This window comes from Paracoccus acridae (assembly GCF_014642735.1).
Classification (GTDB): domain Bacteria; phylum Pseudomonadota; class Alphaproteobacteria; order Rhodobacterales; family Rhodobacteraceae; genus Paracoccus; species Paracoccus acridae.
Genome location: NZ_BMIV01000001.1, coordinates 31,361 through 57,921, shown reverse-complemented (window position 1 = coordinate 57,921; position 26,561 = coordinate 31,361). Strand labels below are relative to the sequence as shown.

The window sequence follows — 26,561 nt, the reverse complement described above, 5'->3', positions numbered from 1 at the left end:
GGGCGTTCTAGCTCTCGCTCTGCGCCGGGGTGACGCGGATCAGGCGGCCGTTGTCTTCATCGGTCAGCAGCATCAGGGCGCCGTCGCGGGCGACCTCGACCTCGCGCACGCGGCCGATGCCTTGCAGGTGGCGCGCCTCGCCCGTCACCCGGTCGCCGTCCAGTTCCAGGCGCACGAGGTCGTTCGACTTCAGCCCTCCGATCAGCAGGTCGCCCTGCCAGTCGGGGAACATCTCGCCGTCATAGAAGGTCATCTGGCCGGGTGCGATCACCGGATCCCAGTAATAGACGGGTTGTTCGGTGCCCTCCATCTGGGTGACGCCTTCCTCGACCGGGTCGCCGCTGTATTCCACGCCATAGGTCACGCGCGGCCAGCCATAGTTGCGGCCCGCCTGAGGCAGGTTCAATTCGTCGCCGCCCTTGGGACCGTGTTCGATGGTCCACAGCCTGCCCTGGCCGTCAAGCGCCGCGCCCTGGATGTTGCGATGACCCCAGGACCAGATCTCGGGCAGCGCCTCGGCCACGCCGGGATCGCCCATCGGCGCGCCGGTTTCGGGGTCGATGCGGACCACCTTGCCCAGCGTGGTTGTGACATTCTGGGAATAGACGCGCGCATCGGGGACCGAGCGTTCGCCGGTGGTCACGAACAGCCCGCTCTGCCCGTCATGGATCAGGACCGACCCGTAATGCTTGGTCGAATCCCAGGCGGGCTGCTGCTGCCAGATGACCTCGGTGCCTTCCAGGGTGCTGTTGTCGGCCGACAGGGTGCCGGTCGCGACGGCGGTGGCGGTCTTGCCGTCTTCGCGGGGCTGGGCAAAGCTGATCCAGACGCGGCGCGTGTCGGCGAAATCATTGGCCACGGTCACGTCCAGAAGGCCGCCTTGGTCGCGGGTGTCAAGCTCGGGCAGCCCGCCGATCGGATCGGACAGGGTGCCGTCCGCCCCCACCAGCCGCAGGTTGCCCGCGCGTTCCGTCACCAGCCAACTTCCGTCCGGCAGTTCGGCCAGACCCCAGGGATGATCCAGCCCATCCGCGATGACGGTCTGGTTCAGCGCCACGTCGCCCGCCAGCACCGGGGCGCGGGTCTGGTTTTCGAAGGCGGGCTGCTGATCGGGTGCGTTCGGCGGCACGGCATTGAAATCCTGCGCAAGCGCGCCGGTGGCCAGCAGGCTTGCCGAAGCGGCAAAAGTCGTCAGGCGGATGAACATGCGGTCCTCGTGCAGATGACAGGGATGCCCGTCCAACACGCCATCCCTATCCCCGTTCCGACACGGCGCATCACGTCTGTGTCAGGCGGTCCCGATGGTCCCGGAACAGCGCCCCGGCCCTGCCCCAGGGGCCTTCGTCGATCCGGTCAAGCTGCATCAGCACCGGCAGCAACTGGGCGGCATAATCTTCGGAACTTTCGCGCGGCAGCATGGAGGGCAGGTTGTCGATGGCCATCACGTCCAGCGGCGGCTGTTCGGCCACGCGCAAGACCGGCTGGTCCCAGCTTGTCGTGCGGTCATAGACCTTGATCGGGGAAAAGTCGCTGGTCGGATCGCAGGCCACGTCGCCGATCACCGTCAGCCGCCGCCCCGGCGCCACCGCGCTTGCGGGGACGAAGACCGGCGCGCCGGGCTGGGCCAGGATCGCGTTGATGAACAGGTCATGGACCAGCACTTCCGGGAAGGGGCCGCCATGCGCGGTTTCCGCCATGTCCCAGCGGGTGACGGGCACGCCCAGGGCCACCAGCAGATCCGCCGCGCCCGTCCCCACGCGTCCCTTTGCGCCGATCACCAGGGCCTGCGGGCGCGGGCGGCCCGTGGCGTCCAGTTGCGCGCGCAATTCGTCCAGCAACAGGTCCTTGTCGGCATAGGCGTGGATGGGGGCGCAGATGCCGCCCCCCTGCTGTGCCGCCCAGGCCTTCAGGCTGACCGCGGCCCCCGCATAACCCGCCCAATAGCCGAAGGCGGCCAGGCGGCGGCCCGCGTCATCCGTCAGGTATTCCAGGTCATAGAGCGTGCCGCCCCCTGCCTGGAACCGGCGCAGCAGCACCTGTCCCGCGGGCTGGCCCTTGAAGGCATGGCCGAACATGATGTGCCGATGGCGCAGGGGCATCCCGTCTTCGGGCAGTTCCTTCAGGCCGAAGACAATGGCGTCGTCGGGGGCCGTAGGCCAGCTTCCCTGCGGCGCGATGGCGGCCCCTGCGCGGGCATAGGCGTCCGTCGCAAACACCCGGCGGGGGCTGTCCTCGACCGTGACGGTGAAGCCCTTGCCGATCAGCGCCGCCACGCCCTCGGGGGTGATGCCTGTCCGATCCTCGTTCGGGCGGCTTTCGGCCCGCAGCCACAGATGCGTCATCGTTTTCCCCCGGTTCTGCCGTCCCGTCGTCTTAACCTGCGCCACGGCGCAAGGGGAACCCCGTCGCCACCATCCGTGTTCCACCCCGTTCCCATCACTCTTGTTCCGGAGAATCAACATGATCCTCAGCCGCCGCGCCAGCCTGATGCTGGGTCTTGCCGCAGCCAGCGTGACCCTCATGCCTCGCATCACCCTTGCCCAGACCGCCGCCGCGCAAACCTCGTTCGTTTATCCGGTCGAAGGCGGGCAGGTCGTGTTCCATCCGGTCGATCACGCCTCGATGGTGGTCGAGACGCCGGGCGGCGTGATCTATGTCGATCCGGTCGGCGGCGCGGATCTGTATGCCGGCATGCCGCAGCCCACACTGATCCTGATCACGCACGAGCATGGCGACCATTACGATCTGCCGACCCTGCAGGCCCTGCCCGCCGTGGCGATCATCGCCAACCCCGCCGTCCACGCGATGCTGCCCGCCGAGATGCAGTCCCGCGCGACCGCCATGGCCAATGGAGACCAGGCCCAGGCCATCGGCATCGGGATCGAGGCCGTGCCCGCCTATAACACCAGCCCCGACAAGCAGCAGTTCCACCCCCAGGGGCGCGACAACGGCTATGTCCTGACCATCGGCGGCAAGCGGTTCTATATCGCCGGCGACACCGAGGACACGCCCGAGATGCGCGCCCTGGAAAACATCGAGGTCGCCTTTCTGCCGATGAACCTGCCCTATACCATGACGGTGCAGCAGGCGGCGGATGCGGTGGCCGATTTCCGGCCCGTCTCGGTCTTTCCCTATCACCACCGGGGCAGCGACGTTCAGGAATTCGCGCGCCTCGTCGGGGCGTCTGACGCGGGCAGCCAGGTGGTCATCGCCAACTGGTATCCGCGCGGCGAGGCAGGCTGACGCTTTACCGTCCCGGCGCGGCAGGATAGCAAGGCCGCCATGCTGCGATACCTTCTGCGCCGGATGATCGTGATGGGGGCAAGCCTGCTTGCCGCCTCGGTCGTGATCTTTTCGGTGGTGGAACTGGTGCCGGGCGATCCGGCCAGCTTCATGCTGGGCACTGGCGCCCAGCCCGAAACCCTGGCCGCGCTGCGCCAGCAGATGGGCTTGGACGATCCCCTGCCCTTGCGATACGCGGCTTGGCTGGGCGCGATCCTGCAGGGGGATTTCGGGACCAGCTTCACCTACAAGACCCCGGTCGCGCCGATGATCGGCGAACGGTTGCAGGTGTCGCTGCCCCTGGCGGTCCTGGCGCTTGTGCTGGCCGTGGCCCTGGCCCTGCCGATGGGGCTTCACGCGGCGGCACAGCGGGGCCGCGTGGGCGACGGGCTGGCGATGGGGGCGGCGCATCTGGGCATCGCGCTGCCGAATTTCTGGCTGGCGATGCTGCTGGTCCTGGTCTTTGCCGTTCACCTGCGCTGGCTGCCCGCAGGCGGGTTTCCGGGATGGTCCGATCCCCTGGCCGCGCTGCGTTCCCTGATCCTGCCCGCCATCGCCCTGGCCCTGCCCCAGGCCGCGATCCTGGCGCGCGTCCTGCGGTCGTCCCTGGTCGAGACGATGGGCCAGGATTACATCCGCACCGCCCGCGCCAAGGGGCTGTCACGCGGCCAGACCCTGCGCCGCCATGCGCTGCGCAACGCGCTGATCCCGGTGCTGACCATCCTGGGGATGCAGTTCAGCTTTCTTCTGGCGGGCGCCATCATCATCGAGAACGTGTTCTACCTTCCCGGTCTGGGACGGATGATCTTCCAGGCGATCACGCAGCGCGACCTGATCGTGGTGCAGTCTGCGGTGCTTGTGCTGGTGGCCGCCGTGATCGCCGTGACCTTTCTGGTCGATCTGGCCTATGCCGCCGTGGACCCCCGGCTGCGCCGCGCATGAGAACGGGGCTGATCCTGGGGGCCCTGCTGGCGGGGCTGGCGCTGGCGGCGGCGGTGCTGTCGGCCTTCTGGACGCCCCATGACATCGCCCGGCTTGCCATTGCCGAGAAGCTACTGCCGCCATCGCCCGCGCATTGGTTCGGCACCGACCATCTGGGCCGGGACATCCTGTCGATGGCGATGCGGGGGGCGCAGACCTCGATGGTGGTGGCGCTTGTGGCGGTCGCCATCGGCATGGGGCTGGGGGTGCCGCTGGGATTGCTGGCGGCGGCGCATCGGGACCGCTGGCCGGACGATCTGGTGATGCGCGGCAACGACCTAGTCTTCGCCTTTCCGTCCCTGGTGATCGCGATCCTGATCACGGCGGTCTTCGGCCCCTCGGCGGTGAATGCCATCATCGCCATCGGCATCTTCAACATCCCGGTCTTTGCCCGCGTCACGCGGGGTGCGGCGCTGCCCATCTGGACGCTGGATTACATCCGCGCGGCGCAGGTGGCGGGCAAGGGCCGGGCATTGATCAGCCTGCAGCATGTCCTGCCCAACATCGCCAGCCTGCTGATCGTGCAGGCCACGATCCAGTTCAGCCTGGGCATCCTGGCCGAGGCCGGGCTGTCCTATGTGGGCCTTGGCGCGCAGCCCCCCACGCCAAGCTGGGGCCGGATGCTGGCCGAGGCGCAGACCATGGTGACGCTGACCCCGCATGTGGCCGTCATCCCCGGACTATGCATCGTGCTGACGGTTCTGGGCCTGAACCTGCTGGGCGACGGGTTGCGCGACGCCCTGGATCCCCGGCTGCGGGTGCTGCGGTGATCCGCCTAGAGGATCTGTCCCTGTCCATTGGCGGATGGCCTGTCCTGGACAGGGTGTCGCTGGATCTGCAACCGGGCATCACCGGCCTGGTGGGCGAATCCGGCAGCGGCAAGTCGATGACGGCCCTTGCGATCATGGGGCTGCTGCCGGAACGAACGGTGACATCGGGCAAGGTGCTGCTGGACGGGATGGACCTGCTTGCGCTGCCCGAACGCGCCATGCGCGCCTTGCGCGGCAAGCGTATCGGAATGATCTTCCAGGAACCCATGACGGCGCTGAACCCGCTGATGACCATCGGCGACCAGGTGGCCGAGGTGCTGCGCATCCACGAAGGCCTGGATCGCCGTGCCGCCCTGGCCCGCGCACGCGAAGGGCTGGACCGCGTCGGCCTGCCGGCGCCGCGCTTTCCGCTGACGCTTTATCCCCACGAATTGTCGGGCGGGCAGCGCCAGCGGGTCGCCATCGCCATGGCGATTGCCCTGCGCCCCGATCTGCTGATCGCGGACGAACCCACCACCGCCCTGGACGTGACCACCCAGGCGCGGATCCTGGATCTGCTGCGGGATCTGGTGCGCCAGGACGGCATGACGCTGCTGTTGATCACCCATGACCTGGCCGTGGTGGCGGGCATGGCCGACCGGGTCGCCGTGATGCAGGCCGGCCGGATCGTGGAAAGCGGTCCGACCGAAGCCGTGTTCCGCAGCCGCAGCCACCCTTATACGCGGCAACTGTTCACGGCCTCGGGCCACCGACCCGGCCGCCAGCCCCCGCCCCCGGCCGGGCCGCTGCTTCAGGTGACGGGGGCCGTTCGCGAATACCGCGCTGCCGATGGCGGGCTGCGCGCCCTGGACGGGGTCGGCCTGACCATCGGGCGCGGCGAAAGCGTCGGCCTTGTGGGCGAATCGGGCTGCGGGAAATCGACCCTGGCCCGCGCGATCCTGGGGCTGGATCCCTTGCAGGCCGGACAGATCCGGCTTGAGGGACAGTCGATCGGCCCCGGCCACCGGATGCCGCGCGATTTGCGGGCGAGGATGCAGGCGGTGTTCCAGGATCCCTTCGGCAGCTTCGATCCCCGCTGGCGCGTGGACCGGCTGCTGGCCGAGCCCTTCCACCTGACCGGCCGCCCGGCCGACTGGCGCGACCGTATCGGCGCGGCCCTGGCCGAGGTGGGCCTGCACCCCAACAATGCCCGCAAGTTCATCCACGAATTCTCGGGCGGCCAGCGGCAGCGCCTGGCGATCGCCCGGGCCCTGATCATCCGCCCGTCCCTGATCGTCCTGGACGAGGCCGTCAGCGCCCTTGACGTGCAGGTCCGTGCGCAGGTGCTGGACCTGCTGGCGCGGTTGCAGGCCGATCACGGGCTGGCCTATCTGTTCATCAGCCACGACCTGTCGGTGGTGCGCGGCATCACCGACCGCATCCTGGTCATGCAGGCAGGCCGCATCGTCGAGGAAGGCCCGACCGACCGCATCATCGACGCACCCCGGCACGACCATACGCAGGCCCTGGTCCGCGCGATGCCGAAGATCCCGGCCGACTGGTCCTAGCTGAAGTATCCGCCATCCGAATCGTCGCCCGATTCCTCGACCAGGCGGCTGAAGTCGGGCAGGATGATGGCGCGCTTGCCCACCAGTTCGATCACGCCCTCGCGCTTCAGGGCGCTGATCTGGCGGCTGACGGTTTCCAGGGTCAGGCCCAGGTAATCGGCCATCGCCTCGCGCGTCAGGGGCAGGTCGATCTGCATCCGCCCGCCCGGATCGCGCTTGTGCAGCGCGGCTTCGCGCCGGGCGATGATGGCGATGAAGGAGGCGATCTTTTCACGCGCGGTCTTGCGGCCCAGAAGCAGCATCCATTCCCGCGCCGCGTCCAGTTCGTCCAGCGTCATTTCCAGCAGACGATGCGCGACATGGGGCGTGCTGCGCATCATCTGTTCGAACGGCTTGCGGCGGAAGCAGCACAGCACGACCTTGGTGGCCGCGGTGGCGTTATAGGCGGCGATCTCTCGGTTGGGGCGGCCCAGGAAATCGCTGGGCAACAGCAGGCCCACCATCTGCGTGCGCCCATCCTCCAGCGTCTGCGTCAGCGCGGCGACGCCGGTGACGACCGATCCCACGAATTCCATCCGGTCGCCTTCCCAGACGATCGGCTGGCCGGGATCGAAGGTCCGGTAGAATTTCAGATCCTCCAGCAGCGCCAGTTCGTCCGTTTCGCAATGCGCGCAAACGGCGCGATAGCGGATCGGGCAGTCGCCGCAGCGTTCCCCGCTGTCGTGACTGGGGGTTTTCTGGTTGATCTGGGTCAAGGCATTCTCGCGCGTTATCACTTAATCCTACCCACATGAGCAATGTTTCGCAACTAAAGCGGCTGGGTCTCTTCGATTCGCGCGTTCCGCGCTACACGAGCTATCCCCCCGCGACACAATTCAAACCAGGCATGAATGCCAATATGGTCTCGGGTTGGCTGGATTCCATACCCGAGGGCGCAGCGATTTCGCTGTACCTTCATGTGCCGTTCTGTCGCAGGCTGTGCTGGTTCTGCGCCTGCCGGACCCAGGGCACCAAGACGCTGGATCCGGTGATTGCCTATGTGGACACGGTTCTGGCGGAACTGGCGCTGCTGCGGCGCCACCTGCCGCGCGGGGTGCGGCTGTCGCGGCTGCACTGGGGCGGGGGCACGCCCACGCTGCTGCCGCCCGACCAGATGGGGCGCGTGGCGGACGCGATCTTCGACGTGGTGCCGATGGCCGAGGGGGCCGAGTTCTCGGTCGAGATCGACCCGTCGGAAATCGACGCCGCCCGCATGGCCGCGCTTGCGGCTTCGGGGATGAACCGCGCCTCGATCGGGGTGCAGGACTTCGATCCGAAGATCCAGGACGCCATCGGCCGCCAGCAATCGTTCGAACTGACCGGCCAGGCGGTCGAGTTGATCCGCAGCCACAACATCGCCAGCCTGAATGCCGACATCCTGTATGGCCTGCCGCACCAGGACCGGACCCGGATTTCCGAAACGGTGCAGAAGCTCTTGGCCCTGTCGCCCGACCGGGTGGCGCTTTACGGCTATGCCCATGTGCCCTGGATGTCCAAGCGGCAGGTGATGATCCCCGAGGATGCCCTGCCCGGCAACGAGGATCGGCTGACCCTGTTCAACACCGCCCGCGACCTGTTCGTGGCCGATGGCTATGCCGAGATCGGCATCGACCACTTCGCCCGACCCGGCGACGGGTTGGCGGTGGCCGCAAGGACGGGCAAGCTGCGGCGCAATTTCCAGGGCTATACCGATGACGGGGCGCAGGTGCTGCTGGGCCTTGGCGCGTCGTCGATTTCCCGCTTCCCGCAGGGCTATGCGCAGAACGCGCCCGCGACCGGCGCCTATACCGCCCATGTGCGCGAGGGCCGCTTGCCCCATACCAAGGGCCATGCCTTCACGCCCGAGGATCTGTGGCGCGGCCGGATGATCGAACAGGTGATGTGCGATTTCCGGGTGGATGCGGCGGAAATGCAGGCGGACTATGGCCTGACCGCCGTTCAGCTTCAGGAGGTCTTCGATCCGGTGATCGGGCAATTCGGCAGCATGGTCGAGGTCGGCCCCTGGGGCCTGCGGATCACGCCCGAAGGCCGCCCGCTGGCCCGGATGGTGGCGAACATGCTGGACGCTTATATGGCGGCGCCGACCAGCCATTCGTCCGCCGTCTAGCCGTGGAGGGTGCGTGTCCACACGCACCCCATGTCACGCGTGGCGGTGGTCCTTGTGGTCGGCGCAGGCGCCCGACGGCTCGATCTCGATGGTGGCGTGGGGAATGTCGAAGCGCTGCGCCAGCATCGCCTTGGCCGCGCGGGTGACGGCGAAGGGGTCGCCGGTTTCCACCACGAGGTGAACCGAGGCCGCCGCGCGCTTTTCGTCGATCTGCCACAGGTGCAGGTGATGGGCATCGCTGACGCCCGGCAGCGCGCGCAGAGCTGACAGGACCGCGCCCGGATCGCTGCCCGGCGGGGCGGCCAGCATCAGCATCCGGAAGACCGGCCCGATCTCCAGGACGATATGCCACAGGATCACGACGGAAATCGCCAGCGTCAGGATCGGGTCGGCCAGGTTCCAGCCGAAAGCCCAGATCAGCAACCCACCCCCGATGACGGCCACCGACACGCCCGCATCCGCCAGGTTGTGCAAAAAGGCCGCGCGGATATTGGCGCTGTCCCTGGCCGCGCGCCAGACAAGCGCCGCCGTCGCCAGATCGACGACCAGGGCAAAGGTCGCCAGCCCCATGACCAGCCCGCCCGCTACCTGCGGGGGGTCGGACAGGCGGCCAAGCGCCTCGACCGCCAGCCAGATCGAGATGGCGATCAGCGCCAGATAGTTGACGAAGGCCGCGACGATTTCCGCCCGCCCCCAGCCATAGGACCAGTCGGGCGTGGCCTCTCGCCTGGCAAGGCGACGCGCGCCGAAGGCCAGCACAAGCGCCAGGGCGTCGGACAGGTTGTGGATGCCGTCGGCGATCAGGGCGGTCGAATCGGCGGCGTATCCGCCGATGATCTGCGCCGCCGTCAGCGCCAGGTTGACGATGACCGCCCAGCCGATCGCCGCATCGCCGTGGCCGTGGTGATGGCCGTGGTGATGGCCGTAGGAATGGCCGTGCGCGTGCGAATGGCCGTGGCCCATCAATGCGCCTCGGCCCAGTTCATGCCCGTGCCCGCATCGACGACCAGCGGCACCGACAGCTTCACGGCGGGTTCGGCGGCGTTTTCCATAATTCCGCGGGCGACCGTGATCAGGTCGTCCACGGCATCCTCGCGCACCTCGAAGACCAGTTCGTCATGGACCTGCAGCAGCATCCGCGCGGGCAGATGCGCAATGGCCGCAGGCATCCGGATCATGGCGCGGCGGATGATGTCGGCGGCAGCCCCCTGGATCGGGGCGTTGATCGCCGCCCGCCGCGCGCCCCCCGCCGCAGGCCCGGACTGGTTGATGCCCGGCGTGTTGATGCGCCGCCCGAACAGGGTGCGCACGCTGCCGTCGGACTTCGCATCGGCGATGGTGCGGTCCATATAGGCGCGGATTTCGGGGAAACGCTGGAAATAGGTGTCGATGAACTCCTGCGCCTCGGCGCGCGGGATGCGCAGGTTGCGCGACAGCCCGAAGGACGAGATGCCATAGATCACGCCGAAGTTGATCGCCTTGGCGCGGCGGCGGATCATCGGGTCCATGCCCTCAACCGGGACGCCGAACATTTGGCTGGCGGTCATGGCATGGATGTCGATGCCCTCGCGGAAGGCCTGCTTCAGCGCCGGGATATCGGCCACATGGGCCAGGATCCGCAACTCGATCTGGCTGTAATCCAGGCTGACGAGGCGATGCCCTTCGGCGGCGATGAAGGCCTCGCGGATGCGGCGGCCTTCCTCGGTCCTGACGGGGATGTTCTGCAGGTTGGGGTCGGTGGATGCCAGCCGCCCGGTCTGCGCCCCCGCGATGGAATAGCTGGTATGGACGCGCCCCGTCTCCGGGTTCACGAAGGTCGGCAAGGCGTCGGTATAGGTCGATTTCAGCTTGGAGATCTGGCGCCAGTCCAGGATCCGCGACGGCAGGTCATGGCCCTCGGCGGCCAGATCCTCCAGCACGTCGGCGCTTGTGGAAAAGGCGCCGGTCTTGCCGGTCTTGCCGCCGGTCATGCCCATCTTGTCGAACAGGATCTCGCCCAGCTGCTTGGGGCTGCCGATGGTGAATTTCTGGCCCGCGAGGGCGTAGATCTCATCCTCCAGCGCCGCCATCTTCTGCGCGAAGGCGCCAGACATGCGGCGCAGCACCTCGGCGTCGATGCGGATGCCGGCCATCTCCATCTCGGCCAGGACGGGGATGATGGGTCGTTCGGTCAGTTCATAGGTCGTCGTGACGCGTTCCACCGGCAGCAGCGGCGCGAAATGCTGGAACAGGCGCAGCGTGACATCGGCGTCCTCGGCGGCATAGGGGGCGGCCTTGTCGATGGGCACCTGGCCGAAGTTGATCTGCGACTTGCCGCTGCCGATCAGGTCCTTGATCGGGATGCACTTGTGGCCCAGGTAACGTTCAGCCAGTTCGTCCATGCCGTGGTTGTGCGTGCCCGCGTTCAGGGCATAGGACATCAGCATCGTGTCGGCCAGGGGCGCCATGCGGATGCCGTGGCGGGCCAGCATCTTCCAGTCGTATTTGAGGTTCTGGCCGATCTTCAGGATCGCCGGATCCTCCAGCAGGGGCTTGAGGGCCGCCAGCACATCGGCCAGCGGCAACTGGCCCGCGACCAGGGCCGACTGCCCGAACAGGTCGTCGCCCCCCGCCATGTGGCCTACGGGGATATAGCAGGCGCGGCCCGGCGCCACGGCCAGGCAGATGCCGACCAGATCGGCCTGCATCTCGTCCAGGCCGGTGGTTTCCGTGTCGATGGCGACCTGGCCCGTGTCGCGGATCAGTTGCACCCAGCGATCCAAGGCCGCGCGGTCGGTCACCGTTTCATAGACGTCGCGGTCGATGGGCGGCAGGTCGGGGGCGGCAGGCGCGTCGCGCACCGGGGCGGACACCACGGCCGGGGCCTCGGCCCCCAGGCGTTCGGCCACGCGGGCGGTCAGGGTGCGGAACTCCATTTCCGACAGGAAGGTCAGCAGGGTCGGCGCGTCGGGCGCGCGCACCTCCAGGCTGTCCAGCGTGAAATCCAGGGGCGTGTTGCAATCCAGTTCCACCAGCCGCTTGGAGATGCGGATCTGTTCGGCATGGTCGATCAGGGTCTGGCGGCGCTTGGGTTGCTTGATCTCGCCCGCCCGCGCGAGTAGGGTTTCCAGGTCGCCGAATTCGGTGATCAGTTGCGCGGCCGTCTTGATGCCGATGCCCGGCGCGCCCGGCACGTTGTCCACGGCGTCCCCCGCAAGCGCCTGCACGTCCACCACGCGGTCGGGCCAGACGCCGAACTTCTCGAACACCTCGTCGCGGTCGATGGGCTTGCCCTTGATGGGGTCCAGCATCTGCACGCCGTCTCCCACAAGCTGCATCAGATCCTTGTCGCTGCTGATGATGGTGACCGACCCGCCCGCGTCGCGCGCGCGGCAAGCCAGCGCGGCGATGATGTCGTCGGCCTCGTATCCTTCTGTCTCGATGCAGGCGATGTTGAAGGCGCGGGTGGCGTCGCGGGTCAGCGGAAACTGCGGGCGCAGATCCTCGGGCGGTTCGGGGCGGTTGGCCTTGTAGGCGTTGTAGATCTCGTTGCGGAAGGTCTTGGACGAATGGTCGAAGATCACCGCCGCATGGGTGGGCGCGTCCGAGCCCCGTTCGTCGGACACGTATTTCCACAGCATGTTGCAGAAACCCGCGACCGCGCCCACGGGCAGCCCGTCGGACTTGCGCGTCAGCGGCGGCAGGGCGTGATAGGCCCGGAAGATGAAGGCCGATCCGTCGATCAGGTGCAGGTGGCAGCCCTTGCCGAAGCCGTCGCTCATCGCCATGTTCCTTTTCGGTTCCGGCCCCGGTTCTGGCACGATCGCGCCGTGGTTTCCAGACGCGCCTTGGTTGGCGGAATGCAGAAGGTGGCAATGCCCAGGATGGTTCGCAAGGGCGACCTGCCCAGCAAGATCTGCGCCTGCTGCGGGCGGCCCTTCACCTGGCGCCGCAAATGGGCGCGGGACTGGGACCAGGTCCGCTATTGCTCGGACCGCTGCCGGGGGACCAAGGCCCCCCGCCTATCCAAGCCCTCGTGGTCCCAGCCCTAGTGGTCGCCCCCGGCGTGATCGCGGTCGATCACGAAGCGCTTGTCGCAATAGCCGCAATCGACAAAGCCCGTTTCCGGGGAAATCGCCAGCCAGACGCGCGGATGGCCAAGCCCGCCCGCATCGTCCCCGTCGCAGGCGACCTTCCAGGCGGTGACGATCTGGGTCGCGGGCGCGGGCAGCTTCAGTTCCGACAGATCCGTCTGTTCGGTGGACAGCGAGTTTTCCGGGATCACATATTGCGTCATGGCTGGCCTTCTTGTGGCGGCGGGCGGTATCTGGTCTTATCTCCCATTACCGCAGCGCCGCCTGCCTTCGCAAGCTGTCCGGGGGACAAGACCCATGCCCAACGCCATCGAGATCGCAGGTCTGCGCAAGACCTATGCCGCCCAGGGGTCCGCCCCTGCCAAGCAGGCGCTGAAGGGCATCGACCTGACGATTCCCGCAGGCAGCATCTTCGGCCTGCTGGGTCCGAACGGGGCGGGCAAGTCCACGATGATCAACATCCTGGCCGGGCTGGTGAACAAGACGGCGGGCAAGGTCACGATCTGGGGCTTCGACCAGGACGTGAACCCGCGCCAGTCGCGCGCGGCCATCGGGGTGATGCCGCAGGAGCTGAACATGGACCCGTTCTTCACCCCCCGCGCCAGCCTGGAGGTGCAGGCGGGCCTTTACGGCGTGCCGAAATCCGAACGCTGGACCGATGAACTGCTGGAACTGGTGGGCCTGACAGACCAGGCCAATGCCTATGCGCGCAACCTGTCGGGCGGGATGCGGCGGCGCCTGCTGCTGGCCAAGGCCTTGGTCCACCGCCCGCAGATCCTGGTCCTGGACGAACCGACGGCGGGCGTGGACATCACCCTGCGCGAGATGCTGTGGAACAACGTCCGCGACCTGAACCGCCAGGGCATGACCATCATCCTGACCACCCATTACCTGGAGGAAGCCGAACAGATGTGCGACGAGATCGCCATCATCAACCACGGCGAACTGGTGGTGCGCCAGGACACGCGCAGCCTGCTGTCGCGGGCCGACGGCAAGACGCTGGTGCTGGACACGGGCGGGCGGATCGCCCTGCCCCCGCTGCCCGATGGCGCGCATCCCGAATGGCGGGGCGACGGGCGGCTGGCGATCAGCTATCCCCCGTCGCGCGTCCGTGCCGACCAGCTTCTGGATGCGCTGCGCGGCGCGGGCGTCCCCATCCTGGATGTCGCGACCGAGCAGCCGGATCTGGAGGATGTGTTCGTGGAAATGACGCGAGCCTAGCCGCACGGGGGAAGGAATGGACGCTGACAGACAACATGGCGGATGCCGATGCGGACGGGTCACGATCGCAGTGTCGGGGCCGCCCCTGCTGACCATGGTCTGCCATTGCCGGGGCTGCCAGCAGATGACCGCCAGCGCCTTTTCGCTGAGCAGCCTTTACGCGCAGGATGCCGTTTCCATCGAAGGCGAAACCATCCTGGGCGGGCTGCGGGGCGAACTGCGCCACCATTGCTGCGCCTTCTGTCTGTCCTGGACCCATACCCGGGCCGATTTCCTGGGCCCGCTGGTCAACATCCGCAGCACCATGCTGGAGGGCGGCAGCGACCAGCCGCCCTTCATCGAATGCTGGCTTGAGGAAAAGCTGCCATGGGTGAGCGTCGGTGCCACCCATGGCTTTGCGCGCTTTCCGCCGATTGAAGGCTTTGCCGCGCTGATGGCCGATTTCGCGGCCCGGCGCCCCTAACCCTGGCGCGGCAGCATCGGCCCCATCACCCGCCCTCCCAGGATGTGCAGGTGGTAATGCGGCACCTCTTGCACGCCATGGGGGCCGGTATTGGCGATGGCGCGGAAGCCCTGGTTGCCGTCGTCCAGGCCGACGCCCTCGGATGCGCAGACCCGCGCGCAAAGTCGCATGAAATCCACGATTTCCGCGTCCGAGGCATTGGCCGCGAAATCGTCGAAGCTGACATAGCGGCCCTTGGGGATCACCAGCACATGCACCGGCGCCTGCGGACGGATGTCGCGAAAGGCCAGGGCGTGATCGCTTTCGGCGACCTTGTCGCAGGGGATTTCGCCCCGCAGGATCCGGGCGAAGATGTTGGTGTCGTCATAATCGAAGGCCATGGGCATTCCTCAGTCGGTGAACAGATGCGGCGTCCGGGCCAGATCATGCGCGACCTGGGGGGAAACATCCAGAAACCGCGCAATGGCTTGGGCATTCGCCTCGGGGGTGGCGTCGGACGCGATGGTGGCGAAGCGGGCAAAGTCCATGTCGCGCAGTCGTTCGACCTCGTGGGCCAGATCGCCCGCGACGATCGGCAGCAACTGTTCGATCACCGTGTCGGGCGTGCCATCCCCCGCCAGGCCGGTGCGGCGCATGTGGCCGCGCAGATAGGCGTCGTCAAAGGCGGTGTCGATGAACAGGATCCGCGTCTCGGATCTGTCGGCCGCGAAATCGGCGATCAGAGACAGGGCCGAGGGATCGAGGCACAAGACCAGATGTTGCGACCCGAAATCGTCGAAAAGCAGCCGGACCAGGGCCCGGCGATGCCGTTCCCGCTTGGCCACGGTCGAGGCGATCCCCCCCAGGTCGGGCAGTCCCGCATCGCGTTCGTTGAAGATGTAATCGACCGCCGGGATGTCGGTCAGCGCCCGGATGGCTGCCGTCAGGCGCTTGGCGACATGCCATTTCTTCGACACGATCAGGCAAAGGACATGGTTGCGCGACGCACCCTGATCTTCCCAGAAGCGGGGCGCGAAGCGGCGGCCCACCCGGCCGCGGCCGGTCAGGAAGCGGAACAGGCGGGGCGCCTCGTTCGTGATGGCGAAGCTGACGCCCTCGGCCAGCCACAGCGCGCCCAGCTTGGCCCGCAATTCCTGCGCCTCGGCGCTGATCTTGCGGGCGAACAGGTAATCCTGGCGCGTCAGCAGGTCGTAATGGTCGTTGTAGAAGGTCACCGGCATTCCATAATCGGTGAACATCAGGCAGGTGGGCGACCGGCGGCGGATCTGCGCCTTGGGCACCAGATGGGCAACCAGGGTCTGGAAGAAGGTCTCGTCCGGGATCCAGGTGCTGCGGAAAAAGCGCGGCAGGTCGGGGCGTTCCGCGATCAGCGCCAGCAGCGCCTCGACCGTGTGGCGGCGCAGGCACCACCATTGCGACCCGATCATCACCTGGATGCCGGGGGGAGCGGCCGTTCAAGGCCAAGCCATTGCTGCGCCCGCAGGCTGGCATAGAACAGCCGCTTCGACTTTCGTTCGTTGAACCAGTGGCGATAGGCCAGCCGTTCGCCCTTGATGCCGGTCTTGATCCAGTCGCTGTCGAAGAAGTCGAAGGCTTCGATATAGTCGCATTCGTCCCGGTCCAGGAAGGCGCGGGCATATTCGGCCGACTTGATGGGCATGCAGTCGCCCGACAGCATGTAGAAATGCGTGGCCTGGGGAAAAAGACGCTCGGCCTCGCGCAGCGCCGACAGGGTGGCGGCGACCAGCGACCATTCGCCCCAGCCGCATCGGTATCGCCGGGGTGCGAAGCCGACCCTCGGCGCGTCCGCCAGCAACTGCCGGATCCGGCGGTAATCATCGGCCGGCGCATTGCGGTCATAATGGATGACGACATGATCGCCGCTTGCCGTCAGGCGCCGCGCCTGATCCACCACGCCTTGCGGATCCTTGTGGGTCAGAAGGATAAAGGCGATGCGGGCCATGGATCCAAGGTCTTCAAGGTGCTGCGGCAAGAAAGGCGACAGTGCTTGCACCCTTCCCGGTTTCTGTGTGTAAACGCCTTTGACGCGCGCCGACAAGCCGGGTTGCAATCTGAGGAAGTGGGGCACGATGGGCTTTCCCGGGGTCTGGATGACCGAAAGCAAAAGCATGATCTATCGGGTGGTGCCGAAATGCGCCTGTTCGACCATCGGGCAGATCATGTTCTATTCCGACCATGGGCGCTTCTTCGACGGCGACATCCACGATGCGGCCGAAGGCCTGCACAAATGGTCCCAAGACCACAGCAAGCCCCTGATCGAGGCCGCCGTCGCCGGGCACGAGGCCGTGACCTTCACCTGCGTGCGCAACCCTTATGCGCGGATTCTGTCGTCCTTCTTCGACAAGATCGCCGGGATCCAGCGGAACGGGCGGCGCTATCGCGGCAATCTGGTCCCGCAACTGGCGCAGCAATACGGCATCGACGTAGGCGGGCCGGAAAACAACTTCGATTTCGACCAGATCGCCAGCTTCCGCCGCTTCCTGCTGTTCGCGCGCGACACGATCCGCTGGCGCCGCCCGATGGATCCCGACATCCACTGGTCGGCCATCTCGGGCCATGTCGGCACCTTCATCGCCAATGGCGGCCGCTATGACCGCATCTTCTTCACCGAAGCCTTCAACGACGGGATGGCGCAGGTTCTGGACGCGGCGACGATCCCCGTGCCGGTCGATCCGGCATCCGTGCCCCGGTTCAACGAATCCGAAGGGCACGGGCCGAAGCGGGCGCACAAGGTCAGCGACTACTTCGACGACCTGTCACGGCACCTGATCTGAGAAATCTACAAGGACGATTTCCAACTGTTCCGATACGATTTCGACAACCCCGACAACAAGCTGCCCCTAGGCGACATCGACCTGGACGAGGTTCACGCGAAGCTGGGCCGATAAGGCGCCGTCACTCCAGATGGCTTTCCAGGAACCACAGGTCCTTGTCAGCGCTGCGTGACGCGGCCGTAAGGATGTCGGCGGTATCGGCATCGCCCGCCTCGTCCGTGGCGTCGATGGCGGTGCGCAGCTTTTCCCCGTGATCGCGATAACGGTCGCACAGGGCACGGATATGATCCTCGGCCTTGGTCAGGTCGGTCGGATATTCGGCCAGGGTGGTGCTGCCCGACACCTTCTCGACGGTGCCCAACGCCACCCCGTCCAGCTGCTGCACGCGTTCGGCCATGACGTCTATCTGCTCGCGCAGGTTGTTGTGCAGCATGTCAAGCAATTCGTGGACAGCGATGAAATTGCGTCCCTTCACGTTCCAATGCGCCTGCTTGACCGCCAGCGCCAAGGCGATTGAATCGGCCAGCCGCCCGTTCAGTTCCGAAATCGCGGTCTTGCGGGCATTGTCGGTCAGGCCCCTCAGTTCGACAGCCATGATCTGCTCCTTCCATGTTGCGCGGCCCCAACGGCGCGCGACTGTGCGCGGTTCCGGCAAGGCCGCCATGCGCCAATGGAAAACGGCGTTCCTGCTGGTGCAGGAACGCCGTCTGGATGGTGCCGGTGATCGGCAGGTGCGGATCAGACCGCGCCCTTGATGAAGGTCACGGCGTCGCCCACGGTCTGGATGGTTTCGGCGGCATCATCGGGGATCTCGATCCCGAATTCTTCCTCGAACGCCATGACCAGCTCGACGGTGTCGAGGCTGTCGGCCCCCAGGTCGTCGATGAAGGACGCGGATTCGACCACCTTGTCCTCCTCGACGCCCAGATGCTCGACCACGATCTTCTTCACGCGATCAGCGATATCGCTCATGTCACATCCTCATTCTCGCGGGCATCCGCCCAATTTTATACGCGAATGTATAATTCGCCTTGGCACAGGGCGGTTTCCCTGCTGCTCAAGCCGGGGATATAGCACCCGTGAACCCTCTTGCAACCGCTTTTGCGTGGCCGACCTGCGTCAGACCATCGCCATGCCGCCATTCACATGCAGCGTGGCGCCGGTGACATATGCCGCCTCGGGACTGGCAAGATACAGCACCGCCGCCGCGATCTCCTCGGGGCTGCCCATGCGGCCTGTGGGGATCTGGGACAGGATCTTGCCCTTCTGGTCGTCGGTCAGGCTGTCGGTCATGGGCGTGGCGATGAAGCCCGGCGCCACGCAGTTCACGGTGATGCCGCGGGAAGCCACCTCATAGGCCAGGGACTTCGACATCCCCACCAACCCAGCCTTCGCGGCGGCATAATTGCCCTGCCCCGGATTGCCCGTGGCCCCCACAACCGAGGTGATGTTGACGATCCGCCCCCAGCGGGCCTTCATCATGCCGCGCAATGCCGCGCGCGACAGGCGGAAGACGCCCGTCAGGTTCACGTCCATGACCTGCTGCCATTCCTCGTCCGACATGCGCATGAACAGGTTGTCGCGCGTGATGCCCGCGTTGTTGACCAGGATGTCGACCGACCCCATGGCGGCCGCGGCATCCTTGATCAGCCCCGCGGCAGCTTCAGCATTCGACAGGTTCGCGGGCACCACATGCGCCCGATCCCCCAGGGCCGAGGCCAGGTCGTTCAGCGGCTCCTCGCGCGTGCCCGACAACGCAACCGTTGCGCCCGCGCCGTGCAAGGCCTGGGCGATGGCGCCGCCGATGCCGCCCGATGCGCCCGTCACCAGGGCCGTCTTGCCTGTCAGATCGAACATGGCTGATCCTTCTTCGTTGTCCAAATACCCAAAAGGCCCCGTCAGCCCTTCAGCGCCGCGATATCCACGGGGGCGCCCACATTGTGCACAGCCGCATCCTTGGCGATGCGCTTGATCATGCCCGACAAGGCCTTGCCTGCGCCGATCTCCCAGAACTCGGTCACGCCGGCCTCGGCCATGTTGGCGATGGATTCGCGCCAGCGGACGGTGCCGGTCACCTGTTCCACCAGCAGGCGGCGGATCGCGCCGGGTTCAACCACCGCCTCGGCCCGGACATTGGCGACCAGGGGCACGGCGGGGGGATGGATGTCCACGCCCGCCAGCGCGTTGGCCATCACCGCCGCCGCAGGCTGCATCAGCACCGAATGGAAGGGCGCGGAAACCGGCAGCATCAGCGCCCGCTTGGCGCCTGCTGCCTTCATCGCGTCCGCGGCGCGTTCCACCGCGCCCTTGTGCCCGGAAATCACCACCTGCGCCGGATCGTTGTCATTGGCGGCCTGCACCACCTCGTCGCCCGCCACCTCGCGCGCGATGTGCTCGACGGTGGCGAAGTCCAGGCCCAGGATCGCCGCCATGGCCCCCTGGCCGACCGGCACCGCCTCTTGCATGGCCTGCCCGCGCAGGCGCAAAAGCCGCGCCGTGTCCTCAAGCGTCAGCGCTCCTGCCGCGCACAGCGCCGAATATTCCCCCAGCGAATGCCCCGCGACGAAATTGGCGTCCTGGATGCCGAAGCCTTCCGTTTCCAAGGCCCGGAACGCCGCGATCGAGGTCGCCATTAGCGCCGGCTGCGCGTTCTGCGTCAGGGTCAGCGTGTCGATGTCGCCGTTCCAGACCAGATCCGACAGCTTCTCGCCCAGGGCCTCGTCCACCCGTTGGAACACCTCGCGCGCGGCGGGATAGACCTCGGCCAGTTCGCGTCCCATGCCCACGGTCTGCGCCCCCTGGCCGGGAAAGACGAATGCGCGCATGGGGGCCTCCTGCATGGTGTTGGGTCACAAGGGGATAGCGCGGATGGGGGTCGGGGCGCAACGGGGGCATTCCTCAAGGTCCCGACCCGTCCCCTGCCCCGCCCCTGCCCCTGCCCCTGCCCCTCAGATATTCATCTGCTGTCCCAGTTCCACGACCCGGTTCGACGGCAGGCGGTAATAGTTCGTCGGCTCGGATGCCGACCGGTAAAGGGTCACGAACACCCGCGCCATCCAGTGGGGCATCAGCGTTCCCCGCCCCGCACGCAGGGTGCGGCGGTTCAGGAAATAGGATGTGGACATGATGTCGAACTTCTGTCCGACATGACGCGCCTGGGCCAGGGCGCGCGGCACGTTCGGCTGTTCCATATAGCCGAAGACCAGCCGGGCGCGCCAGAAACCGGGGGCGATGTCCTGAAGATGCAGGCGGGCGTCCTCGGGGACGCGGGGGGTGGTGGCGCTTTCGACCTTCACGATGAAGTTGCGCTGATGCAGCACGCGGTTGTGCTTCAGGTTGTGCAGCAGGGCTGGCGGCGCGACCGCCGGGTCGGCGGTCAGGAAGACCGCGGTGCCCGGCACGATCATCGGCGGCGACTTGGAAAGCTTGGCCGCAAAGACATCAAGGGGCACGCTGTCCTGCGCCAGCCGTTCCTGAAGCCGTCGCATCCCTTCGACCCAGATCACCATCGCCGCAATGGCGACCGCCGCAAACAGCAGCGGGATATATCCGCCGTCCAGCAGCTTCAGCAGGTTGGCCGAGAAGAAGATCAGCTCGATCCCCAGGACCGGGACCATCACAACGGCGATCAGCGGCCAGCGCCAGTTCCAGGCCCAGCGGAACACCACCACCGCCAGAATGGACGTGATGACCATGTCCCCGGTCACCGCGATGCCATAGGCGCTTGCCAGCCGCGCCGAGGATCCGAAGGACAGCACCAGCGCCACGACCCCGAACATCAGGATCGAGTTGACCTTGGGCAAGAAGATCTGGCCCGCCTGCCGGTCCGAGGTGTGGTTGATGTGCAGGCGCGGCAGGATGCCCATCTGCACCGCCTGCGCGGCCACCGAGAACGCGCCCGAGATCACCGCCTGGGACGCGATCACCGTGGCCGCCGTGGCCAGGATCACCAGCGGCGCCAGGAACCAGGACGGCGCCATCAGGAAGAACGGGTTCGACACGGTTTCGGGATGCGCCAGGACCATCGCCCCCTGCCCCAGATAGGACAGCGCGAGGGCGGGGAAGACCAGCACGCTCCAGGCGATGCGGATCGCGCTGCGGCCGAAATGGCCCATGTCGGCATAAAGCGCCTCGGCCCCGGTCACGGCCAGAAAGACCGATCCCAGGACAGGCATGGCGGCGATGCCGTAATCGGCCAGGAACGCCGCCGCCCGCAGGGGGTTGAGCGCCTGCAGGATCCGGGCGTCATCCGCGATATGGCTGATGCCCAGGACCGCCATCGTGGAAAACCAGACCAGCATCACCGGCCCGAACAATCGCGCGATCCGGTCCGTGCCGCCGCGCTGCACCCAGAACAGGACAATCACGATCGCCAGCGTGACAGGCACCACCCAGGCCTGGAAGCCCGGCTCGATCAGGGCCAGCCCCTCGACCGCGGACAGGACGGAAATCGCGGGGGTGATCATGCTGTCGCCGAAGAACAGCGACACCCCCACGATCCCCAGCAGCATCAGCAGGCGGCGGCTTTTCGATCGCGGCCCCTTCTTCAGCGCGCCCTGGGCCTTGGCGACCAGCGACAGGGTTCCGCCCTCGCCGTTGTTGTCGGCGCGCAGGATCAACACCACATACTTGATCGTCACAATCAGGACGACCGTCCAGAACAGCAGGGACACGATGCCGATGACCGAGCTTTCGGGCAGGCCCTCCTCGTGCGCGTGAACCAGCGATTCGCGCAGCGCATAAAGCGGCGAGGTGCCGATGTCGCCATAGACGACCCCAAGGCAGGCCAGCACAAGCGCGGGACCGGCCTTGGAATGGGAATGATCTTCAGACACTGGGTCTGCCGCGGAATGATCGCGCGCGGCGCCGTCGCTTGCCATATGGCACCCCGTCAGGGACTTTGCGCCGGTATGCGCCTGCCACCATCGCCGTTCAAGGAAAATGTCGGCCCCGGCTTGGCGCCAACGAAAAAGGGGCCGCGACGGCCCCTTTTCCCGGCATCCTGGCGTCTGGCCGATCAGCCGACCAGTTCAAGGCCCGAGAAGAAGAAGGCGATTTCTTCCTTGGCGGTTTCCGGCGCGTCCGAACCGTGGACCGAGTTCTCGCCCACGGACAGCGCGAATTCCTTGCGGATGGTGCCCTCGTCGGCCTGGGCCGGGTTGGTGGCGCCCATCACTTCGCGGTTCTTGGCAATGGCGTTCTCGCCTTCCAGGACCTGCACGACGACGGGTTCGGATGCCATGAACTCGACCAGCTCGCCATAGAAGGGGCGGTCCTTGTGGACTTCGTAGAACTTGCCGGCCTGGGCGGGCGACAGGTGGATGCGCTTCTGCGCGACGATGCGCAGGCCCGCTTCCTCTAACTTGGCGTTGATCTTGCCGGTCAGGTTGCGACGGGTGGCGTCGGGCTTGATGATGGAAAGCGTGCGTTCGATGGCCATGAGGCGTCCCTTTTGCTGTGGCAGGCGGGACAGTCCCGCCCGGTCAAGACATCCGCGCCCGGTTATCAGGGATGGTATCTGCGGGCAAGCCGGGGGCATGATGCCCGCAAAACCGACGAAAGGCCCGATCCATGACCGACCGTCCCGACGCCCCCGCCCCGCAGCCGCGCCTGCATCCCGGCCCCATCGCCATAGCCTTCGCGACGGCGATCCTGCTGGCCGCCGCCTGGATGTGGTCGAACATGCTGCTTCTGGGGTTCGGCGCTATCCTGATCGCCATCGCGCTTCGGGCAGGGGGGACGTTCCTGCAGCAGCGCACGGGCGTCGGCATCAAGACCGGCGTGCTGCTGTCGGCTCTGGCGGCCGTCCTGGTCATCGCGGGGATCGTGGCCTGGGCGGGGCCGGCGATCTCGGACCAGTTCCGGCAGCTGATCGGCAGCCTGCCCGACGCCTGGGAACAGGTGAACGCGTGGCTGGGCGACAGCTCGTTCGGGCAGTTCCTGGAACGGCAGGTGAAGGACGCCTCGACCGGCGGCGAGGCGTCGCCCTCGGGCCTGCCCTCGATGTTCAGCTATCTGACCGGGACGCTGACCACGGTCTTCGGCGGGGTGGCGAACCTGGTGCTGCTGGTGACGGTGGCGATCTTCCTGGCGCTGGATGCGGGGATGTACCGGGGCGGAGCCTTGCGCCTGGTGCCGCCGTCCTATCGCCCCCGCGCGGGCGGGATCGCAAACGAACTAGCCCGCGCCCTGGCCCGCTGGATGGGGGGGCAGGCGCTGGACATGGTGCTGGTGGCGCTTGTGACGGGGCTGGGCCTGTGGCTGCTGGGCGTGCCGCTGGCCCTGGTGCTTGGCCTGATCGCCGGGCTGACCAACATCATCCCGGTGGTCGGGCCGTTCCTGTCGGGGGTGCCCGCGGTGCTGTTCGCGCTGACCCAGGGCTTCGACATGGCGGTCTATGTCGCGCTTCTGTTCGTGGTGGTCCAGCAGGTCGAGGGAAACCTGCTGATGCCCCTGATCCAGAGATTCGCCGCCGACCTGCCGCCCGCGCTGACGGTGCTGGCGATCCTGGCCTTTGGCAGCCTGTTCGGATTCGCGGGCATCATCCTGGCTACGCCGCTGCTTCTGGTCGGCATCATCCTGGTCAAGCGCATCTATGTCGAGGACATCCTGGGCGACCGGCAGGACGATTGAAACTTCGCAGATCGCTCACGACATCGCGTCATGATGGTTTCCGCTGACAGGGGCGTCACATGCAATCCTTGTGCAAGGGCCGATACCTGGCCCGACTGGCCCGGACATCCGACGACCTGCGCGCGGCGCAGCGTCTGCGCTGGCTGTGCTTCGTCGCGCGCAACGGCGCGGCGGACGGGCCGGATGGCGGCGGGCTGGACGCCGACGGCCTGGACGCCGCCTGCCGCCACATGCTGGTCGAGGACACATCGACCGGCCGGCTTGTCTGCTGCTTCCGCTTCCTGCCGCTGGCAGGGGGCGGCGACATCGCCCGCAGCTATTCGGCGCAGTTCTACGACCTGTCGGCGCTGGAATCCTTCGATGCCCCGCTGTTGGAGGTCGGGCGCTTCTGCGTCCATCCGGGCACACAGGACCCCGACATCATCCGCACCGCCTTGGCCGCCCTGTCCCGCATCGTCGAGGAGAACGGGATCAGGATGCTGTTCGGCTGTTCCAGCTTCATGGGAACCGAACCGGCCCTTCATGCCGACGCTTTCGCCATGCTGCGCGCCCGCCACCTGGCTCCGCGCCGCTGGCTGCCGCGCGTGAAGGCGCCGAACGTCTTCCGCTTTGCCCGCGCGCGACTGTCGGGCCCGCCCGACGCAAGGCGGGCCATGGCCGCGATGCCGCCCCTGCTGCGCAGCTATCTGGCATTGGGCGGCTGGGTCAGCGACCATGCGGTCGTCGATCCCGTGCTGCGCACCATGCATGTCTTCACGGGGGTCGAGGTCGGCGCGATCCCCCCTGCGCGCCGCCGTCTGCTGCAAAGGGCGGCAAGCTGATTTCAGAACTGCCCGCACCTTGGGCGAAACGCCTGTCGGATGGGCAGAAACCCGGGCAATAAGCGAAGGGGACAAAGCCCCTTGTGGCGCCGGATTGACCTTTGGCCGGTCCGGCCGCCCCTTCAAGGCATGTTCGACACAGCCCCTCCAGCCCCTCGTCTTCAGCGCAGCACAGGCGCCGCGCATGTGGTCATGGGCCCGCGCGGGCTTGCCGATCTGGCGCAGTCGGGTTCAGCCAAGGCCATGCTGCCGCGCATGACCGCCGGCCTGCCCGAGATCGCCTTTCTGAACACCTCGGGCGGGCTGGCCTCGGGCGACCGGCTGTCCTTCGCCCTGACCCTGCGGCCCGGCGCGCGGGTGCTGGCGACCACCCAGACCGCCGAACGCGCCTATCGCGCCAAGGCGGCCTCGGCGCGGGCCGAGGTCCGGCTGACCGTGGGCGCGGGCGGCTGGCTGGACTGGCTGCCGCAGGAAACCATCTTGTTCGAGGGCAGCGCGCTTTGCCGCGACACGCAGGTGGATCTGGCCCCCGGCGCCGGCTGCCTGCTGCTGGAAATGATCGTGCTGGGCCGCCTGGCCATGGGCGAGGATCCGTCCCGCATCCGCCTGCGCGACCGCCGCACCGTGCGCCGGGACGGGCGGCTGATCCATCACGACGCCCTGGCCCTGGACGAGGCCGCGCTGCTTCGGCGGCACGGGACGGCCCTGCTGGGCGATGCCCGCGCGCTTGCGACGCTGGCGGTGGTCGCGCCCCATGCGCCCGACCTTCTGGCGCGCGCCCGCGCCGTCCTGGACGAGCCCGGCGTCACCGGCGCGGCAAGCGCCCCGCCGGGGCGGCTGGTGATCCGCTGCCTGGCCCGCGACGACTGGCCGCTGCGCCGCCAGGTCATCCGCCTTCTGGCCGCGCTGCGGCCCGATCCCCTTCCCCGCATCTGGCAGGTCTGACGATGAACCTTTCCCCGCGCGAACGCGAAAAGCTGCTGGTCTCGGTCGCCGCGATGGTGGCGCGCGGCCGCCTGGCCCGAGGCGTCAAGCTGAACCACCCCGAGGCGATCGCGCTCATCACCGATTTCGTGGTCGAGGGCGCGCGAGACGGGCGCAGCGTGGCCGACCTGATGCAGGCGGGCGCGCATGTCATCTCGGCCGGGCAATGCATGGAGGGCGTTCCCGCCATGATCGAGTCCGTCCAGGTCGAGGCCACATTCCCCGACGGGACCAAGCTGGTCACCGTCCACCACCCGATCCGCCAAGAGGCCTGAATGAAGAAGATCCCCTTTGCCGCCGCCCTTCTGCTGCCGCAGGCCGCCCTGGCCCATGTCGGCCATCACGACCAGGGCCAGTTCCTGTCGGGCCTGTCGCATCCGCTGGGAGGCGCCGATCACCTGCTGGCGATGGTGGCGCTTGGCCTGTTGGCCGCGCAAGCCGGCGGCCGGGCGCTTTGGGCGCTGCCGCTGGCCTTTGTCGGCAGCATGATTGCGGGCGGATTCGCGGGCTTTGCCGGGCTGCCCTTTCCAGGGGTCGAGCCGATGATCCTGGCCTCGGTCGTGATCCTGGGCGCGCTTGTCGCGATGGCCGCGCGCCTGCCGCTGGCGGCGATGGTCCCCGGCGTGGCGCTGTTCGGCATGGCGCATGGCTGGGCGCATGGGGCGGAAGGCCCCGCGGCGGGGCTGGCCGCCTATGCGGCGGGCTTCGCGGTGGCAACACTTGCGCTGCATGGGGTGGGCATCGGCGCGGCGCGGATACTGGAACGCGGCACGGCCCTGCGCGCCTTGGGTGGCGGGACGGCGGCGGCGGGCCTAGCCCTAGCGATGGTGGGCTGAATGATCCGC

The 26,561-nt window shown here is 67.4% G+C and carries 26 protein-coding genes and 2 pseudogenes; 14 read left to right on the top strand and 14 right to left on the bottom strand.

Features of this window, described 5'->3' with window-relative positions:
* Window positions 1–7: 7 nt before the first annotated feature.
* Window positions 8–1,207 (bottom strand): PQQ-dependent sugar dehydrogenase, encoded by a 1,200-nt coding sequence (locus tag IEX25_RS00295; protein ID WP_188713565.1) that lies wholly within the window; start codon window positions 1,205–1,207, stop codon window positions 8–10.
* A gap of 70 nt (window positions 1,208–1,277) precedes the next feature.
* The gene (locus IEX25_RS00290; protein ID WP_188713564.1) at window positions 1,278–2,342 is read right to left on the bottom strand and encodes a saccharopine dehydrogenase; all 1,065 of its coding nucleotides are present in this window, start codon (window positions 2,340–2,342) and stop codon (window positions 1,278–1,280) included.
* A 118-nt stretch (window positions 2,343–2,460) separates the two neighbouring features.
* On the opposite strand from IEX25_RS00290, the gene IEX25_RS00285 reads away from it, so the two are divergent.
* The 4 genes from IEX25_RS00285 to IEX25_RS00270 are packed head-to-tail and all read left to right on the top strand — an operon-like array spanning window position 2,461 to window position 6,580.
* Window positions 2,461–3,243, top strand: a complete 783-nt coding sequence (locus IEX25_RS00285; RefSeq protein ID WP_188713563.1) for an MBL fold metallo-hydrolase — start codon at window positions 2,461–2,463, stop codon at window positions 3,241–3,243.
* A gap of 39 nt (window positions 3,244–3,282) precedes the next feature.
* Entirely contained in the window at window positions 3,283–4,224 is a 942-nt protein-coding gene (locus tag IEX25_RS00280) for an ABC transporter permease (protein ID WP_188713562.1), read from the top strand.
* Window positions 4,221–5,033 carry an ABC transporter permease gene (locus IEX25_RS00275; protein ID WP_188713561.1) on the top strand — a complete coding sequence of 271 codons (813 nt, stop codon included), beginning with the start codon at window positions 4,221–4,223 and terminating at the stop codon, window positions 5,031–5,033. The genes IEX25_RS00280 and IEX25_RS00275 overlap by 4 nt, the downstream gene beginning before the upstream one ends.
* Complete coding sequence (locus IEX25_RS00270; protein WP_229664970.1) at window positions 5,030–6,580, top strand: ABC transporter ATP-binding protein; 1,551 nt, start codon at window positions 5,030–5,032, stop codon at window positions 6,578–6,580. Before IEX25_RS00275 ends, IEX25_RS00270 begins: the two co-directional genes overlap by 4 nt.
* On the opposite strand, the gene fnrL is transcribed toward IEX25_RS00270, so the two are convergent.
* Window positions 6,577–7,326 (bottom strand): transcriptional regulator FnrL, encoded by a 750-nt coding sequence (gene fnrL, locus IEX25_RS00265; protein ID WP_188713967.1) that lies wholly within the window; start codon window positions 7,324–7,326, stop codon window positions 6,577–6,579. The genes IEX25_RS00270 and fnrL overlap by 4 nt on opposite strands.
* Before the next feature lie 44 nt (window positions 7,327–7,370).
* Between fnrL and hemN the strand changes: the two genes are divergently transcribed.
* Window positions 7,371–8,726, top strand: a complete 1,356-nt coding sequence (gene hemN, locus IEX25_RS00260) for an oxygen-independent coproporphyrinogen III oxidase (RefSeq protein WP_188713559.1) — start codon at window positions 7,371–7,373, stop codon at window positions 8,724–8,726.
* A 33-nt stretch (window positions 8,727–8,759) separates the two neighbouring features.
* Here hemN and IEX25_RS00255 read toward each other — a convergent pair whose 3' ends face one another.
* A complete protein-coding gene (locus IEX25_RS00255; RefSeq protein ID WP_188713558.1) occupies window positions 8,760–9,689 on the bottom strand; it encodes a cation diffusion facilitator family transporter in 930 nt (309 codons plus the stop codon).
* On the bottom strand, window positions 9,689–12,487 hold the full coding sequence (polA, locus tag IEX25_RS00250; RefSeq protein ID WP_188713557.1) for a DNA polymerase I: 2,799 nt from the start codon (window positions 12,485–12,487) through the stop codon (window positions 9,689–9,691). Before polA ends, IEX25_RS00255 begins: the two co-directional genes overlap by 1 nt.
* A 93-nt stretch (window positions 12,488–12,580) precedes the next feature.
* Here polA and IEX25_RS00245 point away from each other — a divergent pair, with 93 nt between their 5' ends.
* Window positions 12,581–12,757: a DUF2256 domain-containing protein gene (locus IEX25_RS00245; protein ID WP_188713556.1), complete on the top strand. Its 177-nt coding sequence runs from the start codon at window positions 12,581–12,583 to the stop codon at window positions 12,755–12,757.
* Here IEX25_RS00245 and IEX25_RS00240 read toward each other — a convergent pair.
* Window positions 12,754–12,942 (bottom strand): zinc-finger domain-containing protein, encoded by a 189-nt coding sequence (locus IEX25_RS00240; protein WP_103173138.1) that lies wholly within the window; start codon window positions 12,940–12,942, stop codon window positions 12,754–12,756. The two genes, IEX25_RS00245 and IEX25_RS00240, sit on opposite strands and share 4 nt — an antisense overlap.
* A gap of 154 nt (window positions 12,943–13,096) precedes the next feature.
* Between IEX25_RS00240 and IEX25_RS00235 the strand changes: the two genes are divergently transcribed.
* Window positions 13,097–14,020: an ABC transporter ATP-binding protein gene (locus IEX25_RS00235; protein ID WP_188713555.1), complete on the top strand. Its 924-nt coding sequence runs from the start codon at window positions 13,097–13,099 to the stop codon at window positions 14,018–14,020.
* Window positions 14,021–14,036: 16 nt separating this feature from the next.
* Complete coding sequence (locus IEX25_RS00230) at window positions 14,037–14,483, top strand: GFA family protein (RefSeq protein ID WP_188713554.1); 447 nt, start codon at window positions 14,037–14,039, stop codon at window positions 14,481–14,483.
* On the opposite strand, the gene IEX25_RS00225 is transcribed toward IEX25_RS00230, so the two are convergent.
* Window positions 14,480–14,863, bottom strand: coding sequence for a histidine triad nucleotide-binding protein (locus IEX25_RS00225; protein ID WP_188713553.1), 384 nt, complete (start codon window positions 14,861–14,863; stop codon window positions 14,480–14,482). The genes IEX25_RS00230 and IEX25_RS00225 overlap by 4 nt on opposite strands.
* A gap of 9 nt (window positions 14,864–14,872) precedes the next feature.
* Window positions 14,873–16,446, bottom strand: a pseudogene (locus IEX25_RS00220) (DUF5928 domain-containing protein).
* Between the two features lie 127 nt (window positions 16,447–16,573).
* Here IEX25_RS00220 and IEX25_RS00215 point away from each other — a divergent pair.
* Window positions 16,574–17,392 (top strand): annotated as a pseudogene (locus tag IEX25_RS00215) (sulfotransferase family protein).
* 7 nt (window positions 17,393–17,399) lie between these two features.
* Here IEX25_RS00215 and dps read toward each other — a convergent pair.
* From dps to ndk, 6 genes are all read right to left on the bottom strand, one after another.
* Complete coding sequence (gene dps, locus IEX25_RS00210) at window positions 17,400–17,873, bottom strand: DNA starvation/stationary phase protection protein Dps (protein ID WP_103173089.1); 474 nt, start codon at window positions 17,871–17,873, stop codon at window positions 17,400–17,402.
* 143 nt (window positions 17,874–18,016) lie between these two features.
* Entirely contained in the window at window positions 18,017–18,250 is a 234-nt protein-coding gene (locus tag IEX25_RS00205) for an acyl carrier protein (RefSeq protein ID WP_089387089.1), read from the bottom strand.
* Window positions 18,251–18,397: 147 nt separating this feature from the next.
* Window positions 18,398–19,135, bottom strand: a complete 738-nt coding sequence (gene fabG / locus IEX25_RS00200) for a 3-oxoacyl-ACP reductase FabG (RefSeq protein WP_188713552.1) — start codon at window positions 19,133–19,135, stop codon at window positions 18,398–18,400.
* A gap of 41 nt (window positions 19,136–19,176) precedes the next feature.
* Window positions 19,177–20,103, bottom strand: coding sequence for an ACP S-malonyltransferase (fabD, locus tag IEX25_RS00195; RefSeq protein ID WP_188713551.1), 927 nt, complete (start codon window positions 20,101–20,103; stop codon window positions 19,177–19,179).
* Window positions 20,104–20,226: 123 nt separating this feature from the next.
* Window positions 20,227–22,158 (bottom strand): potassium transporter Kup, encoded by a 1,932-nt coding sequence (locus IEX25_RS00190; RefSeq protein WP_188713550.1) that lies wholly within the window; start codon window positions 22,156–22,158, stop codon window positions 20,227–20,229.
* A 137-nt stretch (window positions 22,159–22,295) separates the two neighbouring features.
* Window positions 22,296–22,718 carry a nucleoside-diphosphate kinase gene (ndk, locus tag IEX25_RS00185; protein WP_188713549.1) on the bottom strand — a complete coding sequence of 141 codons (423 nt, stop codon included), beginning with the start codon at window positions 22,716–22,718 and terminating at the stop codon, window positions 22,296–22,298.
* A gap of 131 nt (window positions 22,719–22,849) precedes the next feature.
* Between ndk and IEX25_RS00180 the strand changes: the two genes are divergently transcribed.
* The 5 genes from IEX25_RS00180 (at window position 22,850) to IEX25_RS00160 (ending at window position 26,552) form a co-directional block, all read left to right on the top strand.
* Window positions 22,850–23,911 (top strand): AI-2E family transporter, encoded by a 1,062-nt coding sequence (locus IEX25_RS00180; protein WP_188713548.1) that lies wholly within the window; start codon window positions 22,850–22,852, stop codon window positions 23,909–23,911.
* Window positions 23,912–23,970: 59 nt separating this feature from the next.
* Complete coding sequence (locus tag IEX25_RS00175; RefSeq protein WP_188713547.1) at window positions 23,971–24,732, top strand: GNAT family N-acetyltransferase; 762 nt, start codon at window positions 23,971–23,973, stop codon at window positions 24,730–24,732.
* Window positions 24,733–24,861: 129 nt separating this feature from the next.
* Entirely contained in the window at window positions 24,862–25,677 is an 816-nt protein-coding gene (locus IEX25_RS00170; protein WP_188713546.1) for an urease accessory protein UreD, read from the top strand.
* Between the two features lie 2 nt (window positions 25,678–25,679).
* Window positions 25,680–25,991 carry an urease subunit gamma gene (locus tag IEX25_RS00165; RefSeq protein ID WP_188713545.1) on the top strand — a complete coding sequence of 104 codons (312 nt, stop codon included), beginning with the start codon at window positions 25,680–25,682 and terminating at the stop codon, window positions 25,989–25,991.
* Window positions 25,992–26,552: a HupE/UreJ family protein gene (locus IEX25_RS00160; RefSeq protein ID WP_188713544.1), complete on the top strand. Its 561-nt coding sequence runs from the start codon at window positions 25,992–25,994 to the stop codon at window positions 26,550–26,552.
* The last annotated feature ends 9 nt before the right edge of the window (window positions 26,553–26,561 follow it).

Coding starts and splice junctions, on each gene's coding strand:
- IEX25_RS00295 (WP_188713565.1), bottom strand. CDS start 1,207: ATGTTCATCCGCCTGACGACTTTTGCCGCTTCGGCAAGCCTGCTGGCC.
- IEX25_RS00255 (WP_188713558.1), bottom strand. CDS start 9,689: ATGGGCCACGGCCATTCGCACGCGCACGGCCATTCCTACGGCCATCAC.
- IEX25_RS00285 (WP_188713563.1), top strand. CDS start 2,461: ATGATCCTCAGCCGCCGCGCCAGCCTGATGCTGGGTCTTGCCGCAGCC.
- IEX25_RS00180 (WP_188713548.1), top strand. CDS start 22,850: ATGACCGACCGTCCCGACGCCCCCGCCCCGCAGCCGCGCCTGCATCCC.
- IEX25_RS00170 (WP_188713546.1), top strand. CDS start 24,862: ATGTTCGACACAGCCCCTCCAGCCCCTCGTCTTCAGCGCAGCACAGGC.
- IEX25_RS00280 (WP_188713562.1), top strand. CDS start 3,283: ATGCTGCGATACCTTCTGCGCCGGATGATCGTGATGGGGGCAAGCCTG.
- IEX25_RS00165 (WP_188713545.1), top strand. CDS start 25,680: ATGAACCTTTCCCCGCGCGAACGCGAAAAGCTGCTGGTCTCGGTCGCC.
- IEX25_RS00225 (WP_188713553.1), bottom strand. CDS start 14,863: ATGGCCTTCGATTATGACGACACCAACATCTTCGCCCGGATCCTGCGG.
- polA (WP_188713557.1), bottom strand. CDS start 12,487: ATGAGCGACGGCTTCGGCAAGGGCTGCCACCTGCACCTGATCGACGGA.
- dps (WP_103173089.1), bottom strand. CDS start 17,873: ATGGCTGTCGAACTGAGGGGCCTGACCGACAATGCCCGCAAGACCGCG.
- IEX25_RS00175 (WP_188713547.1), top strand. CDS start 23,971: ATGCAATCCTTGTGCAAGGGCCGATACCTGGCCCGACTGGCCCGGACA.
- IEX25_RS00235 (WP_188713555.1), top strand. CDS start 13,097: ATGCCCAACGCCATCGAGATCGCAGGTCTGCGCAAGACCTATGCCGCC.
- IEX25_RS00275 (WP_188713561.1), top strand. CDS start 4,221: ATGAGAACGGGGCTGATCCTGGGGGCCCTGCTGGCGGGGCTGGCGCTG.
- IEX25_RS00205 (WP_089387089.1), bottom strand. CDS start 18,250: ATGAGCGATATCGCTGATCGCGTGAAGAAGATCGTGGTCGAGCATCTG.
- fabG (WP_188713552.1), bottom strand. CDS start 19,135: ATGTTCGATCTGACAGGCAAGACGGCCCTGGTGACGGGCGCATCGGGC.
- ndk (WP_188713549.1), bottom strand. CDS start 22,718: ATGGCCATCGAACGCACGCTTTCCATCATCAAGCCCGACGCCACCCGT.
- hemN (WP_188713559.1), top strand. CDS start 7,371: ATGAGCAATGTTTCGCAACTAAAGCGGCTGGGTCTCTTCGATTCGCGC.
- IEX25_RS00230 (WP_188713554.1), top strand. CDS start 14,037: ATGGACGCTGACAGACAACATGGCGGATGCCGATGCGGACGGGTCACG.
- IEX25_RS00160 (WP_188713544.1), top strand. CDS start 25,992: ATGAAGAAGATCCCCTTTGCCGCCGCCCTTCTGCTGCCGCAGGCCGCC.
- IEX25_RS00290 (WP_188713564.1), bottom strand. CDS start 2,342: ATGACGCATCTGTGGCTGCGGGCCGAAAGCCGCCCGAACGAGGATCGG.
- fabD (WP_188713551.1), bottom strand. CDS start 20,103: ATGCGCGCATTCGTCTTTCCCGGCCAGGGGGCGCAGACCGTGGGCATG.
- IEX25_RS00190 (WP_188713550.1), bottom strand. CDS start 22,158: ATGGCAAGCGACGGCGCCGCGCGCGATCATTCCGCGGCAGACCCAGTG.
- IEX25_RS00245 (WP_188713556.1), top strand. CDS start 12,581: ATGCCCAGGATGGTTCGCAAGGGCGACCTGCCCAGCAAGATCTGCGCC.